Origin of the sequence: Planotetraspora thailandica (assembly GCF_016863335.1) — a bacterium.
Classification (GTDB): domain Bacteria; phylum Actinomycetota; class Actinomycetes; order Streptosporangiales; family Streptosporangiaceae; genus Planotetraspora; species Planotetraspora thailandica.
Window position 1 is genome coordinate 114,901 of the sequence record NZ_BOOR01000008.1, and the last position, 13,503, is coordinate 128,403.

Annotated in this window: 15 protein-coding genes; 10 read left to right on the forward strand and 5 right to left on the reverse strand. The window is 69.2% G+C overall.

What is annotated here, in order from left to right; genetic code table 11:
* Positions 1–39: 39 nt before the first annotated feature.
* Positions 40–885, forward strand: a complete 846-nt coding sequence (locus tag Pth03_RS07610; protein WP_203943420.1) for a bifunctional methylenetetrahydrofolate dehydrogenase/methenyltetrahydrofolate cyclohydrolase — start codon at positions 40–42, stop codon at positions 883–885.
* A gap of 79 nt (positions 886–964) precedes the next feature.
* The gene (locus tag Pth03_RS07615) at positions 965–1,537 is read left to right on the forward strand and encodes a hypothetical protein (RefSeq protein ID WP_203943421.1); all 573 of its coding nucleotides are present in this window, start codon (positions 965–967) and stop codon (positions 1,535–1,537) included.
* Between the two features lie 2 nt (positions 1,538–1,539).
* On the opposite strand, the gene Pth03_RS07620 is transcribed toward Pth03_RS07615, so the two are convergent.
* Together Pth03_RS07620 and Pth03_RS07625 are read right to left on the reverse strand one after the other, a co-directional pair.
* Positions 1,540–2,223, reverse strand: a complete 684-nt coding sequence (locus Pth03_RS07620; protein ID WP_203943422.1) for a response regulator — start codon at positions 2,221–2,223, stop codon at positions 1,540–1,542.
* Positions 2,220–3,875, reverse strand: coding sequence for an ATP-binding protein (locus tag Pth03_RS07625; RefSeq protein WP_203943423.1), 1,656 nt, complete (start codon positions 3,873–3,875; stop codon positions 2,220–2,222). Before Pth03_RS07625 ends, Pth03_RS07620 begins: the two co-directional genes overlap by 4 nt.
* 168 nt (positions 3,876–4,043) lie before the next feature.
* On the opposite strand from Pth03_RS07625, the gene Pth03_RS07630 reads away from it, so the two are divergent.
* The 4 genes from Pth03_RS07630 to Pth03_RS07645 all read left to right on the forward strand — a co-directional run bounded on the left by Pth03_RS07630 (position 4,044) and on the right by Pth03_RS07645 (position 7,589).
* Positions 4,044–4,856, forward strand: coding sequence for an ABC transporter ATP-binding protein (locus Pth03_RS07630; RefSeq protein WP_203943424.1), 813 nt, complete (start codon positions 4,044–4,046; stop codon positions 4,854–4,856).
* Entirely contained in the window at positions 4,846–5,700 is an 855-nt protein-coding gene (locus Pth03_RS07635; protein ID WP_203943425.1) for an ABC transporter permease, read from the forward strand. The genes Pth03_RS07630 and Pth03_RS07635 overlap by 11 nt, the downstream gene beginning before the upstream one ends.
* Positions 5,701–5,716: 16 nt before the next feature.
* Positions 5,717–6,766, forward strand: coding sequence for an ABC transporter substrate-binding protein (locus Pth03_RS07640; RefSeq protein WP_203943426.1), 1,050 nt, complete (start codon positions 5,717–5,719; stop codon positions 6,764–6,766).
* A 94-nt stretch (positions 6,767–6,860) separates the two neighbouring features.
* Complete coding sequence (locus Pth03_RS07645; RefSeq protein WP_203943427.1) at positions 6,861–7,589, forward strand: SDR family NAD(P)-dependent oxidoreductase; 729 nt, start codon at positions 6,861–6,863, stop codon at positions 7,587–7,589.
* A 6-nt stretch (positions 7,590–7,595) separates the two neighbouring features.
* On the opposite strand, the gene Pth03_RS07650 is transcribed toward Pth03_RS07645, so the two are convergent.
* The gene (locus tag Pth03_RS07650) at positions 7,596–8,174 is read right to left on the reverse strand and encodes a Uma2 family endonuclease (RefSeq protein ID WP_203943428.1); all 579 of its coding nucleotides are present in this window, start codon (positions 8,172–8,174) and stop codon (positions 7,596–7,598) included.
* Between the two features lie 187 nt (positions 8,175–8,361).
* On the opposite strand from Pth03_RS07650, the gene Pth03_RS07655 reads away from it, so the two are divergent.
* Complete coding sequence (locus tag Pth03_RS07655) at positions 8,362–9,585, forward strand: PAS domain-containing sensor histidine kinase (RefSeq protein ID WP_203943429.1); 1,224 nt, start codon at positions 8,362–8,364, stop codon at positions 9,583–9,585.
* A gap of 53 nt (positions 9,586–9,638) precedes the next feature.
* On the opposite strand, the gene Pth03_RS07660 is transcribed toward Pth03_RS07655, so the two are convergent.
* Positions 9,639–10,286 carry an FHA domain-containing protein gene (locus Pth03_RS07660; protein WP_203943430.1) on the reverse strand — a complete coding sequence of 216 codons (648 nt, stop codon included), beginning with the start codon at positions 10,284–10,286 and terminating at the stop codon, positions 9,639–9,641.
* A gap of 181 nt (positions 10,287–10,467) precedes the next feature.
* Between Pth03_RS07660 and Pth03_RS07665 the strand changes: the two genes are divergently transcribed.
* The 3 genes from Pth03_RS07665 to Pth03_RS07675 all read left to right on the forward strand — a co-directional run bounded on the left by Pth03_RS07665 (position 10,468) and on the right by Pth03_RS07675 (position 13,199).
* Positions 10,468–11,589 carry a citrate/2-methylcitrate synthase gene (locus Pth03_RS07665; protein ID WP_203943431.1) on the forward strand — a complete coding sequence of 374 codons (1,122 nt, stop codon included), beginning with the start codon at positions 10,468–10,470 and terminating at the stop codon, positions 11,587–11,589.
* Between the two features lie 14 nt (positions 11,590–11,603).
* Positions 11,604–11,891, forward strand: coding sequence for a DUF3017 domain-containing protein (locus Pth03_RS07670; RefSeq protein ID WP_203943432.1), 288 nt, complete (start codon positions 11,604–11,606; stop codon positions 11,889–11,891).
* Between the two features lie 93 nt (positions 11,892–11,984).
* The gene (locus Pth03_RS07675) at positions 11,985–13,199 is read left to right on the forward strand and encodes an NADP-dependent isocitrate dehydrogenase (RefSeq protein ID WP_203943433.1); all 1,215 of its coding nucleotides are present in this window, start codon (positions 11,985–11,987) and stop codon (positions 13,197–13,199) included.
* Positions 13,200–13,267: 68 nt separating this feature from the next.
* On the opposite strand, the gene Pth03_RS07680 is transcribed toward Pth03_RS07675, so the two are convergent.
* On the reverse strand, positions 13,268–13,459 hold the full coding sequence (locus Pth03_RS07680; RefSeq protein WP_203943434.1) for a site-specific integrase: 192 nt from the start codon (positions 13,457–13,459) through the stop codon (positions 13,268–13,270).
* Positions 13,460–13,503: the final 44 nt, after the last annotated feature.

Consider the following 13,503-nt stretch of genomic DNA (forward strand, 5'->3'; position numbering starts at 1 on the left):
GAAGTGACGGAACGGGATTCGAGGGAGGAAGGCGAGCCGATGAGCGCGCAGATTCTGGACGGCAAGGCGACCGCGGCGAGGATCAAGGCCGAACTGGCGGAGCGGGTGAAGAAGCTGGCGGCGTCGGGGGTGACCCCCGGGCTGGGCACGATCCTGGTCGGCGACGACCCGGGCAGCCAGATCTACGTCGCCGGCAAGCACCGCGACTGCGCGGAGGTCGGCATCGCCTCCATCCGCAAGGACCTGCCCGCCACGGCGAGCCAGGCCGAGGTGGAGGCCGCGATCGACGAGCTGAACGCCGACCCGGCCTGCACGGGATACATCGTGCAGCTTCCGCTGCCGCGCCACCTGGACACCCAGGCCCTGATCGAGCGGATGGACCCGGCCAAGGACGCCGACGGGCTGCACCCGGTCAACCTGGGCAGGCTCGTCCACATGGTCGACGCGCCGCTCCCGTGCACGCCACACGGCATCGTGGTGCTCCTCCAGGAGTACGGCGTGCCGATCAAGGGCGCCGAGGTGGTCGTGGTCGGGCGGGGCATCACCGTGGGCCGTCCACTCGGCCTGCTGCTCACCCGCCGGTCGGAGAACGCCACGGTGACCCTGTGCCACACCGGCACGCGCGACCTGGCGGCCCACGTCAGGAACGCCGACATCGTCGTGGCGGCAGCCGGAGTGCCGGGCCTGGTCACCGCCGACATGGTGAAGCCGGGCGCCGCGGTGCTCGACGTCGGCGTCTCCCGCGTGGACGGCAAGCTCGCCGGCGACGTGGCGCCGGACGTCCAGGAGGTGGCGGGGTTCTTCTCCCCGAACCCCGGCGGTGTCGGCCCGATGACGCGGGCGATGTTGCTGGCCAACGTGGTCGAGGCGGCCGAGCAGGTCTGAGTCTTCACCGGCGGGCGGCACCGGTGGGATGATCGAGTTCTTCTGACGACGATCTCTCCCGGTCGAAAGGTGACGTGACATGTCCGGGTTCGCCTTCGACCTCGTCCGCCACACCCCGGTCCGCCCGTCCAGGCAGCGGACCACCTCCCTGTCCCTGACCGGTACGGCGGGGCCGTACGGGGAGGTGGCCGTCACCGTCGGCACGGTGCCCCGGGTGGCGACGCTCGCCGCTCCGGGGCTGCCGGACTGCTCCGTCACGCACCCTGACAACACCAGGCAGGGGCTGATCGCGGTCGACGGGCACACCCGGCTCACCCTCGGCGAACTCACCGCGACCATCGGCCAGAACCGGCGTTCCCTCGGCAAGAAGGGCCGGGGGTTCAGCATCAGGCTGGGGGAGCGGGACTACGCCTATCTCAGCGTGGCCACGGCCGAGGAGGAACTGCGCGACGAGGCGCGGGGCCCGCTGGTGCGGCTGAGGATCCCACTCGCCTCGTCGAAGGTCGCCGTCACGGTCATGCCGGAGGCCGATGCCGCCGACCTCGCCCTGGCCCTCGTTCTCCAGGGAGCGGACAGGACCAGCCTGACCGTCACGCAGGCCGCCGTCTCCGGCGTGATGGCGTTTCTCCAGAACGGCAAGGACGAGGCCTGACCTCAGGCCTGCGTGGGCCACCGGTAGAGGTGCTCGGGACGGCCGGTGGTGCCGTACCGCAGCCCGACGGTCACCCTGCCGTCCGCGGCGAGGTCGGACAAATAGCGCTGCGCCGTCGCCCGGGACAACCCGAGCCGCGTGGCGACGTCGACGGCGGTGACGGGCTCACCCGCGCCGCGCACGGCGTCGATGACCAGCTGAGCGGTGTGGCTCGACCGGCCCTTCCGCACGGAGGCGTCGACCCGGTCGCCCTCCCGCAGCGTGCGCATGGCGCGGTCGATCTCGGCCTGGCTGAGCGAGGGGCCCCCTCCGGGGCGGGGGCCGTCCAGGCGGGCGTGGAAACGCGCGTACGCCCGGAGCCGTTCGGCGAGGTCGCTTTCGCTGAACGGTTTGACCAGGTAGTTGACCACGCCGTGGCCGAGGGCCTCGCGCACGACGGCGCTTTCCGCCGCGGCGGTCAGCATGATGACGTGGCCGCCGAGCCTCGGCACGATCGACGTCCCCGACGCGTCGGGGAGGTACTGGTCGAGCAGCACGAGATGAGGACGCAGCCGCGCTGCGAGCTCGACCGCCTCGGCCGCCGTGTGCGCGACCCCGCCGACCTCGAATCCGGGAACCCGCCCGACATATCGGGCGTGCAGGTCGGCCACGCGGAAGTCGTCGTCGACCACCAGAACGCGGATCATGACGCACCTCCGGGGACGGCGGCGGACAGGTGGGCTTCGCGCGTGGCGGGCGACGGCTCGATCGAACCCGGCAGCCGCGCCACGAAGACGGCGCCGCAGTCGGCTCCCGCGGCGCGGGTCAGCGTCAGGTCGCCGCCCCTGCGCCGGGTGAGCCGCCGCGCCAGCGCGAGCCCGACGCCGTGGGGGCGGGCGTCGTCGGCGCTGGTCGTGAAGTCCTGGTCGAACAGCCGGTCGACGGCGGCGGCCGGCACCCCGTCTCCGCTGTCGACGACCACCAGGTGCAGGATGTCGGCCTCGGCGACCAGCGACAGCTCTACCCAGGCCGGCCGCCGCGCGCCCGCGCGGGCCGCGGCGACGGCGTTGTCGATGAGGTTGCCGACGATCGTGACCACGTCCAGCGGGAAGCGCAGCTGCCCCGGCAGGAAGGAGTCGGCGCTGAGCCGCAGGTCGACCCCCTGCTCCGAGGCGACCGCGGTCTTGGCGGCGAGCAGGCCCCGCACGTACGGGTCGCGCACCCGGCCGCCGTCGCTGTATTCGGTGGCGAGCGGGTCGTCGGCCAGTTCCCGCAGGTAGGCCTCGGCCTCGCCCCTGTGCCCGAGGCTCAGCAGGCCGGACAGCGTGTGCAGCCGATTGGTGTATTCGTGCGCCTGCGCGCGCAGCGCGTCGGACAACGCGCGGACCACGTCCAGTTCCCGGGCCATCTCGTCCAGGTCGGTGCGGTCCCGCAGGGTGACGACGTGGCCCAGGTCGTGGTCGCCTCGCCGTACGGGCCCTGCGGTGACCACGAGCATGCGGTCCTCGGTGGCGACCAGCACACCGCGTACGGCACGGCGCTCGATGAGAAGCGTGCGCAGCCCGGGCGGCAGACCGGCGTCGTCGATCGGCGTGCCGGGTGCGGGCAGGCAGCCGATGAGCCGGGCGGCGGCGTCGTTCCAGATGGTGACGCGTCCTGCCGGGTCGACGGCCAGCACGCCTTCGTCGATGCCGTGCAGGACGGCCTCGCGTTCCCTGAGCAGGTCGGCCAGGTCGGCGGGCTCAAGCCCGAGCGTCTGGTGTTTGAGCCGGCGCGCGAGCAGCACGGACGCCGCCACTCCGAGCACGACGGCGATGCCGGCGAAGCCGGCCGCGCCGCGCAGCAGGCCGGTCACCCTGCGGGACACCTGGTCGGCGGCGATGCCCACGCTGACCTGTCCGGCCACCTTGCCGTCCGGGGTGAGCAGGGGCACCTTGCCGCGAGCGGACAGGCCGAGCGTGCCGCGCTCGAACGTCACCACTTCGGCGCCGCTGAGCGCCTCCGGTTCTGTGCTCACGCGCTGGCCGATGCGGTCGGGGTCGGGGTGGGAGTAGCGGATGCCGTGGTCGTCGGCCACGACGACGAACAGCACGCCCGTGCGGCGGCGCACGGCCTCGGCCCTGCGCTGCACCTCGGGGGTTCGCTCGTGCGCGGCCACGTCCCTGACGATGACGTCGTCGGCCGCCACGGAGCGGGCGACGCCGAGCGCGCGCTCCTCGTACTGCCGCATCAGCTCCGCGCGCAGCAGGATCGCCACCAGCGTGAATCCGACGCCCAGGATCAGCACGAGCACTGCGACCTGCACGAGCAGCGCCTGGGTCGCGAAGCGGGGGTGCGGCCTCCTACCAGGCCAGGACATGGCAGCACGATACCCGTCTAACCCGGCGAAAACAGTGTGAGCAGAACGCGCAGAAAGCGAACTACGCGCATTGCTCCCACAACGGGCACAAGCCTGGTGAGCCCGACCACCCCGCCCTACGGTCCGGAGAGCTTCCCGCACAACCGACTTCCGGAAGGGGTGATTTCCGTGGCCGAAGCACCACCGGCCATCGAGCTGCGCGGCGTGACCAAACGCTTCCAGACCCGCGACGGCGGAGGACACACCGCGACGCGTGACATGTCCTTCACCGTACGCCAGGGCGAGTTCGTCAGCGTCGTGGGGCCCACGGGCTGCGGCAAGTCCACCAGCCTCTCGCTGATCTCCGGCCTGGCCGCCGCGGGCGAGGGCGAGGTCTTCGTCCAGAGCCGGCCCGTGACCGGCATCCCCGACCGGCTCGGCTACATGTTCCAGCAGGACGCCGTGCTCCCGTGGCGTACGGTGCTCGACAACGTCGCCGCAGGTCCCCGCTACCGGGGCGCGACCAAGCAGGCGGCGCGGGACCAGGCGAAGGACTGGGTGGCCCGCGTCGGCCTGGCCGGCTTCGAGCGCTACTACCCGCACCAGCTGTCGGGCGGCATGCGTAAGCGCGTCGCGCTCGCCCAGACGCTCATCAACGAGCCGTCGATCCTGCTCATGGACGAGCCGTTCGGCGCGCTCGACGTGCAGACCCGCGAGCACATGCAGGACCTGCTGCTCGACCTGTGGTCGGGCACGGGCGCGGCCGTCGTGTTCGTCACGCACGACCTGACCGAGGCCATCGCCCTCGCCGACACGGTCGTCGTCATGACGGCCGCGCCCGCGACGGTGAAGGACGTGGTCAGGGTTGATCTCGAACGGCCCCGCCGCGTCGAGGAGATCCGGCTCGAAGAGGCGTTCCTCGACGTCTACCGGCGGGTCTGGGACTCGCTGCGCGAAGAGGTGGAGATCACTCGCTCCCGGGGGGCCGCCCGTGTCGCCTGACGCCGCCACCCTCGACGCCCCCGCCGTGCGCGCCACTCCCCGGCCACGCCGCGTGCTGCGGGCACCGAAGATCACCCTTACGCGGGTTCTGCTGGTCGTGCTCTGGCTCGGCAGCTGGGAGTTGTCGGCCAGCACGTTCCTCGACCCGTTCTACTACTCCAAGCCGAGCGCCATCGGGGCGCGCATCGTCGACTGGTTCACGGGCGGCACCGCGTTCGGGTCGATCTGGCAGCAGATGGCCGTCACCCTCGAAGAGGCGGTCGTCGGCTTCGTGATCGGCTCGGTCGCCGGTGTGGTGCTGGGCGTCCTGCTCGGGCGCGGCCGCTTCCTCGCCGAGGTCTGCGCGCCCTTCATCAAGGCCGCCAACGCCATTCCGCGCATCGTCCTCGCGTCGCTGTTCGTGATCTGGTTCGGCCTGGGCATGTCGTCCAAGATCGCCACGGCCGTCGTCCTGGTCTTCTTCGCCGTGTTCTTCAACGCCTTCCAGGGCGCGCGCGAGGTCGACAAGACCATCATCGACAACGCCCGCATCCTCGGCGCCCGCCCCCGGCAGATCCTGTTCACCATCGTGCTGCCGAGCGCGACCTCGTGGATCCTCGCCAGCCTGCACGTCGCGTTCGGCTTCGCGCTGATCGGCGCGATCGTCGGCGAGTACACCGGCGCCGACAAGGGCCTCGGGCTGCTCATCAACCACGCCCAGGGCACCTTCGACTCGGCCGGCATCTACGCCGGAATGATCATCATCACGGTGATGGCGCTGCTCGCCGAATGGCTGCTCACCCTCCTCGAACGCCGGCTCCTCGCCTGGCGGCCCCCGTCCAGCGCCACCGAAGCGCAGATCTGATCGGAGCACCCCCGAAATGAAAGCCTCCACCCGTCTGCTGGCCACCGCCGCCGCCGGCCTCTGCCTGGTCGCCGCCGCGACCGGCTGCCGCGACTCCCGTACGGCCGCGGTGTCCGCGAACGGCACCCCCCAGGTCAAGATCATGATCGGCGGCATCGACAAGGTCATCTATCTGCCGATGAAGCTGACCGAGCAGCTCGGCTACTTCAAGCAGGAGGGCCTTGATGTCCAGCTGCTCACCGAGCCGTCCGGCGCCCAGGCCGAGAACGTCCTGATCAGTGGAGACGTCCAGGGCGTCGTCGGCTTCTACGACCACACCATCGACCTGCAGACCAAGGGCAAGTGCATCCAGAGCGTGGTGCAGTTCGCCGACGTCCCCGGAGAGGTGGAGATCGTCGCGTCGGACAAGGCCGGCACGATCACCTCGCCCAAGGACTTCAAGGGCAAGCGTCTCGGCATCACGAGCCCCGGGTCGTCGACCGACTTCCTCACCCAGGCGCTCGCCGTGAAGAGCGGTGTCGCCACCCAGGACTACACGTCGGTGAAGGCGGGGGCGGGCGCGACGTTCATCGCCGCCCTCGGCAACGGCGGCATCGACGCCGGGATGACCACCGACCCCACCGCCGCCCAGCTCGTCTCGACCGGCAAGGGCAAGGTCATCGTGGACATGCGCACCGAGGAGGGCACCCGGGCCGCGCTCGGCGGCCTCTACCCCGCCAGTTCCCTCTACATGGACTGCGACTGGATCCAGAACAACAAGCAGACCGTGCAGAAGCTGGCCAACGCCCTGGTGAAGACGCTGCGCTACATCAACGGCGCCTCGGCCGAGGACATCGCCGCCAAGATGCCGGCCGACTACGCCGGGGACGACCCCGCCCTGTACGCCAAGTCGATCGGCGACACCAAGAGCATCTTCACTCCGGACGGCGTCATGGACGCCGACGGCGCCAAGAACGTGCTCGACGTGCTCAGCTCGTTCTCACCGAACGTCAAGGGCAAGAAGGACAGCATCGACCTGGCCAAGACCTACACCACCGAGTTCGTCACGGCCGTCCCGGCAACCTGACACACCGGCCGGGGCCCCGCGACCCCCTCCCCCCGGCGGGGCCCCGGCCGCCACAAGGCGAAATCATGGAGCAGTCGGCTCGCGGGAGGTGCACATGGAACTCGTCGGACGCGTCGCTCTGCTGACCGGGGCATCAGGAGGCATCGGGCAGGCACTGGGACGGCGGCTCATCGCGGCAGGTGTCCGCACGGCGTTCGCGTACGGCAGGCACGCGGACGAAGCCGAGCGCCTGGTCGACGAGGCCACGGGCGCGGGAGTCGACGCCATCGCCCTGCCCGCCGACCTGGCCGACCCGGAGGCCCCCGCCCGCCTCGCCGACGCGGCCGCCGAGGCCCTCGGCAGCCCGATCGACCTGCTGATCCCCAACGCCGGCCACTCCGAGCAGCGGGCCTACACCGACGTCGACCTGGAGATGTGGGAGCGCACGATCGCGGTGAACCTGCGGGCTCCGTTCCTACTGGCCCAGCGGGTGGTGCCCGGCATGGCCGAGCGCGGCTACGGGCGGGTGCTGTTCATGTCGTCGATCGCGGCGTTCACCGGCGGGATCGTGGGGGCGCACTACGCAGCGTCGAAATCAGGGCTCCATGGCCTGACGCACTTCCTGGCCGCCCGTGTCGCGGGCCGGGGGGTGACGGTGAACGCCATCGCGCCCGCCCTGATCGAGGACACCCGGATGCTTCCGCCCACGGCCGACCCCTCCGCCCTGCCGGTCGGCAGGTTCGGCCGCCCCGAGGAGGTCGCGGACCTGGCGATGGCCGTCCTCCGCAACGGCTACCTGACCAATCAGGTGATCAGCGTGGACGGCGGCGCCTACCCGCGCTGACCGGTCTCAGAGCCTCTCGATCTCCGTGAGGTCGACGTCGATCTCGAACGGAACGGAAAGCTGCAGCTTGTCGTGGTGGATTCCGGTCAGGGCGTACGCCTTGGTCGCCGGGTCCAGTTCGTAGACGTACACGGTCGCGCGCCCGCCGTTCTGCTCGATTCGCCAGAAGTGGCGGATGCCTGCGGCGGCGTAGAGCTGCGGCTTGCGCTCCCGGTCGCGGGTCTCGGAGTCCGGGCTGACGACCTCCACCGCGAGCACCACGTCGTCCGCCTGATACGCGGTGACATCCGGTCCTGTGAGTGCTTCAGCCCGAAGAACGACCACATCCGGTTCGGGGCGCTGCCGGGGACCGAGCACGACGCTCATTTGCCTGCGTACCCGGAAAGCCTTGGGCAGGGACCGGCGGATCCCGGTGACGAGCAGGTCGACGATGACCGAGTGGAAGTCTTGTTGGGGGCTCACGAAGACCAAGCTTCCATCGATCAACTCTGTGTGTGCAGGCAAATCCGCAAGGTGATCGAGGTCGTCGGCGGTGAAGCCCTCAGGCGGCGGCACCGCCCAGCCGGGAAGCTGTGGATCTGTCATGATTTCGCTCCGGACCTCGGCCGTCATGGCCCCCACGCTAGCAACCACTCTGCCTATCTCCAGGGTGTTTGCCCCGCACGCCGGCAACGGAACGGACCCCCCAACTTCGCATCGGCCTCCCCCCGATGGGTAGACCATCCTTCTGTCTGGCCTAACCTTGACTTTCGGATAGGGAGGAGGTAAAGGGGTGGTGCCCTCGGAGGTGGACTACAGGGCGGTCTTCATGGCCCTCGCGGCCCCATTGCTGGTGCTGACGCCGGATTTCGTCGTGGTGGGGGCCAACAACTCCTATTTGGAGATGACCGGGCGGGGCCTGGAGGATCTGGTCGGCCGAGACTACTTCGCCGTCTTCCCAGGCAATCCCAACGTTCCCGATGATCCTGATGCGCAGGGGGCGGAGCGTCTGCGTGCTTCGCTGGAACGGGTCTGCGCCACCGGCGAACGGCACACCATGCCGCTGCAGCGGTACGACATCGAGGCGAGCGGCAGACCAGGGGTGTTCGAGGAGCGGTACTGGAGCACGATCAACATTCCCGTGCTCGGCCCAGACGGTGAAGTGGAGCTGGTCGTCCACCGTACCGAGGAGGTCACCGACTTCCTTCGGCAGCTTGGGAGGTTCGACGAACGCGGCGTCACGGGGACGCGGACAGAGCTGGAGGCGGCAGGAACCGACGTCTTCGCCCACGCGCTCCAGGAGCTCAACGAACGGCTCAAGCAGACACAGAGGGAACAACAAGAGACCACGTCGGCGCTGCAGGAGGTCATCGAACGGCAGCGGCGGTTCGTCTTCGACGCCTCCCACGATCTGCGTAATCCGATCACCGGTCTGCTGACCGAACTTGAGGTCGCCATCTCAGAACCGCACACCGACCTGCACCAGATCCTGAGCAAATTGATGCTCAACGCCGAGCGACTCAACGACATCGTCGCCGATGCGCTCGAAATCGCTCGGCTGGAGACCGCGACGCCCGCCGCCACCGAACTCGTCGACCTGGGACGCCTTGTCGTGGACGAACTGGGGCGCCGCGCTCTGACCACCACTGTCCTCGCCCAGCTCGATGATCACGTGGTGGTGAAGGCGTCCTGGATCCGGGTGGCCCGGCTCCTGTGCAACCTGCTCGCCAATGCCGAACGGCACACCGCTACCGCGATCGAGATCGTCGTCACCGCCGCCCCGCCTGAGGCGGTCCTCGAAGTCATCGACGACGGCCCCGGCATCGCTGCAGCCGACCGCGAAAGGGTCTTCGAACGCCTCTGCCGCTTGGAGGATGCCAGCCGCCGGGATCCGGGCGGATCCGGGCTCGGTCTGCCCATCGCCCGTGAGATCGCCCAGAGCTATGGCGGCCATTTGTACGCCGCTGACCATCCCACCGGCGCCCGCTTCGTGCTCCGTCTTCCTCTCGCCGCGTAGGTAGCCGGCGTTTTCCGGCGATCTCGCCCCATCGGATTGAACGTGCGCCGCGGTCAGGAGGCGCGGCGGTTGGCCGTCTGCGGGGGCGACTCGCTCGGGCCTTGCGTGCGCTGCGACGGCACGACCGGCGTGGGTCGTACGAGCCCGAGGGCCACGACCTCGTTTGCCAGCCGGGTGCGCCGGTTGGTGCCCTCGGGGATGCGGAATTTCTGGTAGAGCCGCAGCAGGTGCTGCTTGACCGCCGCCTCCGTCACCACGAGGTCGTCGGCGATCTCCCTGGCCGTCGCGGGCGCGACGAACGCCTCGTCAGACAGGGCGGGGCGGCAGAGCGACGTCAGCACGTCGACCTCTCTGCGGGTGAGCTCGGGCGCGGCGGCCCTGCGCAGCTCGACCTCGGGGGCGAAGTCTTCGCGGGGGACACCGCCGACCCGGGCCCGCGCGGCCCCGAAGGAGACGACGTCGCCGTCGTCCAGCACCCGCCGGGCGATGGGCCTGCCGTTCACCCGGGTTCCGTTGCGGGACAGGCCGAGGTCGACGACGTACAGATAAGGCCCGCGACGGACGAACTCGGCGTGCAGCCGGGACACGCTCGGATCCGTCAACCGGATGTCCACGCCCCGGCCCCTGCCGATCGTGGTGACCTCGGGACGCAGTGGGATGACCTCGCCGCTGTCTTCGATCCGAATGAACGGCCCCTCCACGGCAGTTCCTCCCCAGGTAGCCCGCCGTTACTTTCGCTACAGCTCCGGCTTACCCAAACGTGGGGATGGGGAATCGCCTTTGCCATAAGCAGAATCATTCGTGAAATTGGTCTGGACCTCCACTGAGGCGTTTACCTGCTCACGGGTAGACTTCGGGCCAAGATAAGCGGAGGAAACAGTTATGGCGGACAAGCCCACCAAAGGCCTCGCCGATGTCGTCGCCGCGTCCACAGCGCTGAGCGACATCGACGGCAAAGCCGGTCGCCTCTTCTACCGTGGCTATGACATCCACGACCTGGCCGGCCGTACCACCTTCGAAGAAACCGCCCATCTGCTCCAGCACGGCTCGCTGCCGACGCGCGCCCAGCTTGCCGATTACGGCGCCGAGCTGGTCAGGGGCCGCACCCTGGGTGCCCTCGTCGAGAGCAACATCCCCGAAATCGCGGAGAAGCAGGCGCCCATGGAGGCGCTGCGCACCCTCGTCTCGCTGAGCGGCGCGGACGACTCCGACAAGGACTCCAACTCCGCTGAGGCCAACCGCCGCAAGGCGGCCCGGCTGACCGCCCAGCAGCCGATCCTCGTGGCCCGCTATCACGCGGCCCGCACCGGCGGTGCCGTGCTCGAAGCCGATCCCGAGCTGAGCATCGCCGCCAACTTCCTGCTGCAGATCACCGGCCGCACTCCCTCTCCGCGCGAGGTGGAGATCTTCGACGAGTGCCTCGTACTGCACGCCGACCACACCATGAACGCCTCGACGTTCGCCGCCCGCGTGTGCGCCGCCACGCTGTCGGACATGCACTCGGCGATCGTCGCCGCCATCGGCACCCTCAAAGGCCCCCTCCACGGCGGGGCCAACGAGCAGGTCATGCGTACGCTGGAGTCGTTGGAGCCCTCCGGGGTGGCCCAGGCCGTACGAGACAAGCTGGCGGCGGGCGAGAAGATCATGGGATTCGGGCACCGGGTGTACAAGACCGAGGACCCGCGGGCGACGCACCTGCGGAAGATGTCCCAGGAGCTGGGCGAGGCGTCCGGCGACGACACCTTCTACCGCATGTCGAAGGAGATGGAGGAGGTCGTCTTCGCCGAGAAGGGCCTGTATCCCAACGTCGACTTCTACGCCGCGACCGTCTACCACTACCTTGGCATTCCGACTGATCTGTTCACCCCGGTGTTCTCGGTGAGCAGGATGTCCGGATGGACCGCCCACGTGATCGAGCAGCACGCCGACAACCGCCTGATCAGGCCGGACAGCGAGTACATCGGCGAGCGCGATCAAAAGTGGGTTCCGATCGGCGAGCGGTGAATACGGCGGAGAGCGTGAAGACTCAAAGGAACGGCATGGCCTGGGGGCCGTACCTGCTGGTCGTGGTGGGTGCGGCCGTCGGCCTCGGCATGATCGGATTCGGCGGATCGCCCTGGGTCGGCGGTGTGATCATGGGGGCCGCGCTCCTGGTGGGCTCGCTGACACGGCTGGTCGTCTCCGACGAGCGCGCGGGCAGCCTCGCGATCAGGAGCAAGAAGACGGACGTGGTGGTCTTCGCCGTCATCGGGCTCGCGCTGGTGGGCGGCTCGCTCAGTCTGCTGCTCCGCCTGCACAACACCTAGTCACGGGCGGAACACGCCCGTCCGATAGCCTCACGGCCAGTGAGCCTCAAAAGGACTGTATGGCCGAGTTAGTTCAGAAGGGGAACCCCACGCATGCCCAAGATCAAGGTAGCGGGTCCGGTCGTCGAGCTCGACGGCGACGAGATGACCCGGATCATCTGGCAGTTCATCAAGGACCAGCTGATCCTTCCCTACCTGGACGTCGACCTTAAGTACTACGACCTCGGCATCGAGCACCGTGACGCCACGGACGACCAGGTCACGATCGACGCCGCCAACGCGATCAAGCAGTACGGCGTCGGCGTCAAGTGCGCGACGATCACGCCCGACGAGGCGCGGGTCGAGGAGTTCGGCCTGAAGAAGATGTGGAAGTCCCCGAACGGGACCATCCGCAACATCCTCGGCGGTGTGATCTTCCGTGAGCCGATCATCATGTCGAACGTTCCGCGGCTCGTGCCGGGCTGGACCAAGCCGATCGTCGTCGGCCGTCACGCCTTCGGCGACCAGTACCGCGCCTCCGACCTGAAGATCCCCGGCGAGGGCACCCTGACCCTCACCTTCACGCCGAAGGACGGCACCGAGCCGATCGAGCTCAACGTGTTCGACTTCCCCGGCAGCGGCGTCGCGCTGGCCATGTACAACCTGGACGAGTCCATCCGCGACTTCGCCCGGGCCTCCATGCGGTACGGCCTGGCCCGCAACTACCCGGTCTACTTGTCGACCAAGAACACGATCCTCAAGGCCTACGACGGCCGGTTCAAGGACATCTTCGCCGAGGTCTTCGAGACCGAGTTCAAGGCGGACTTCGAGGCGGCGGGCATCACCTACGAGCACCGCCTGATCGACGACATGGTCGCCGCGTCCCTCAAGTGGGAGGGCGGCTACGTCTGGGCCGCGAAGAACTACGACGGCGACGTCCAGTCCGACACCGTCGCGCAGGGCTTCGGCTCGCTCGGCCTGATGACCAGCGTTCTCATGACGCCGGACGGCCAGACCGTCGAGGCCGAGGCCGCCCACGGCACCGTGACCCGGCACTTCCGCCAGCACCAGCAGGGCAAGCCGACCTCCACGAACCCGATCGCCTCGATCTTCGCGTGGACCCGTGGCCTGCAGCACCGCGGCAAGCTGGACAACCAGCCCGAGGTGATCGACTTCGCCGAGAAGCTGGAGCAGGTCTGCATCGAGACCGTCGAGGGCGGCCAGATGACCAAGGACCTCGCGCTCCTGGTCGGCGGCGACGCCGAGTGGCTGACCACTCAGGACTTCCTCGCCGCCCTGGACGAGAACCTGAAGAAGAAGATGGCCTAGCCAGTTTGAATCTGGCCTCTACCTGCGGATTCTCCGCCAGGTAGGGGCCAGATCGCTTCTTCGGGCCGTCAAGCCTTCGGGGCGGCCCCGAAGACAGCCGCGATGGCCTTCCGGGTGCGCTCTTGGCTGCTCGGCATGAGGTGGGTGTAAGTACGCAGGGTGAAACCCGGATCATGATGCCCGAGGTACTCGCTCAGAGCCTTGATGTTCTCCGCAGCGTCCAGGAGCACCGACGCGTAGAAGTGCCGCAGGGCGTGCATGCCGTGCTCCCTCGCCCTAACGAGGCACCCGATGCTGACGGAGA